At 35.3% G+C, this 2,211-nt stretch carries 2 protein-coding genes; both read left to right on the forward strand.

Features of this window, described 5'->3' with window-relative positions; translation table 11 throughout:
* The first annotated feature begins 333 nt into the window (after positions 1-333).
* The gene (locus Q0L68_RS19775) at positions 334-1,293 is read left to right on the forward strand and encodes a succinylglutamate desuccinylase/aspartoacylase family protein (protein WP_296705962.1); all 960 of its coding nucleotides are present in this window, start codon (positions 334-336) and stop codon (positions 1,291-1,293) included.
* 375 nt (positions 1,294-1,668) lie between these two features.
* Positions 1,669-2,211: hypothetical protein (locus Q0L68_RS19780; protein WP_296705963.1), on the forward strand; the 543-nt coding region annotated here is incomplete at its 3' end.

Consider the following 2,211-nt stretch of genomic DNA (forward strand, 5'->3'; position numbering starts at 1 on the left):
TTCTATTGCTATATAGTGGATCCGACTGGGAAATCTCGATCCAAATTGACTTAGGAGATTTCTTTCTCTACTCGAAATGACTAAGCTATTTGGTAAAGAAAACTAGTCTGGTTCAAGGATATCTTTATAAGGTCATTTCGAAAAAGGAAATGAATTGGAATTATTTAGATGACAGTTGGACTGACTGAGAAATCTCTCTATCTATTCAATATTTGTAATCATTAAGAAACCTTTTAAAAAATTTGCTCCTCAAAAAAGAAAAACCAACCTATCATTTATCATCAAATCCTTCTCCTTTTTTTATATATTCATTCCAAAACCAAAAACTCCTCCATGCTCCAATTAATTAAGAATCACTTTTCTGAAAGTAAAGAATCAAAAGCCAATTCTAAGACCCGGGGATTTATACCAGTACCAGGAACTCCCGTAGAAATGCCTTTCACTTTTATCCAAGGTGCAAAACCAGGAAAAGTAATATTGATTACCTCTGGAGTACATGGGGGTGAATATCCCTGCATAGAGACAGCTATTCAATTGGCAAATGAAATTGATCCTGCTGAAGTTTCAGGCTCCGTTTTGATTATTCATCCAGTTAATCCTGCTGCTTTCCTGGCTCGAATGCAATATTATGGTCCTTTTGATGGGAAGAATTTAAATAGGGTTTTCCCTGGTAAAGCCACTGGAACCGTCAGCGAACGAATTGCTTATGAAGTCCATCAATTTCAACAAGCAGCCGATTTCTATTTGGATCTTCATGGAGGAGATATTCATGAGGGATTGGTTCCTTTTGTGATCTATTCTAAGTTGGGAAGTACCGAAAAAGCTGAGCAATCACGAATTGCCTCTGCCCTATTAGGGTTTCCATATGTGGTTGGTTCGATTTCGGAGAATGGCTCCATCGGTGCAGCAGCCCAGTCGGGAACGCCGGGTTTTTTAGCTGAATTAGGTCAATGCGGGCGATGGAGTCCTAAGGAAGTAGATCAATACAAAGCCGGAGTGTTAAATGTACTTCGATCTTTAGAGGTAGTTCCGGGTAAAACCCAGGAATACGAGGTAGAGTTTCTGGATAAAATGTTAGTTACAACTTCCACGGAAGACGGATGTTGGTACCCGTCAGTTCAGCTTGAGGAAAAAGTAAAAAAAGGTCAAAAAATTGGTGAAATCAGGGATTATTTCGGTAAGGTAAAAACAGAATACCATTCCGATTCTGATGGCGTGATACTCTATTTGGTCACGTCTCTTGCAATCACGATAAATGATCCACTTGCAGCGATTGGAGTTTCTACTACTTAGAAGCTTGTTACCTTTCTTAGTAGATAATTATAACTAATACCGAATTGCATAAAGCAACCATGCTGTCTTTTCTCTTCTAATCTAAATTCTTTTCCCTATTTACAAATTCAGAAGAGTTTAAGTCAATTTTTCTTCAAGGTTTTCAGATTAGAGATCATTCTCCTTGATATAAGGTAACAATTCATTTAGTGGAAGTATTTGATTGTTCATCTGATTTAAAATGAGTTTTATGTATTTTTTTAAAACTAATCAATCCTATAATATGTATTTTAAATAATAAATTATACATTTCATACCCCTAAAAAAGTATTAAGTGATTTGATAGGGTTGACTTAATTTTAGAATTTTTTTAATGAATCCTAACATCAAAATCTAATGTCTAAAACAATAGAACTAAACAAAATAATATTGGGGATCTTTTCCCTATCGTTTTTGATGCTTACAGCTTGTGAATTAGAGCCAAATGATAGAATTGATCCTGCAGCCCAAAAGTTTCTATCTAATGGGATAAATGAAAATCAGAACTTGCAGGATTTTTCAAAACTTGAAGAACTATTAAATAAAACTAATTCAAAACTACAATCAGGATCAGAAACAGCTCGAAGGAAAGGACTTGGTTCTCGAACAGATCTTCATTATCAGGAAATAGTAAGACAATTGTTGCAAGTCGTTAATCCTTCTCCATGTGGACCGACAGCATACACAAATTGGTTAGATGAGGAAAATTCAGACTGGAGTAATATTTCTATAAATTTCGCAAACCTAACCTTAATGTATGAATTGCCAACTTATGATGCACTTCTTTTCGAAAACAGTAATGAGGATCAGTACTTCGGAAAAGATGGAGAATATACCCAATCTGTTAACAAGACTTTTAAAGACTTGAAACGATTTTGGGATATTGATTCTAATGAGATT

Origin of the sequence: Algoriphagus sp., from assembly GCF_024642405.1 — a bacterium.
Taxonomy (GTDB): Bacteria; Bacteroidota; Bacteroidia; order Cytophagales; family Cyclobacteriaceae; genus Algoriphagus.

Bases quoted from the DNA above. Each gene is read 5' to 3' on its own strand.
- Q0L68_RS19775 (WP_296705962.1), top strand. From the start codon at position 334: ATGCTCCAATTAATTAAGAATCACTTTTCTGAAAGTAAAGAATCAAAA.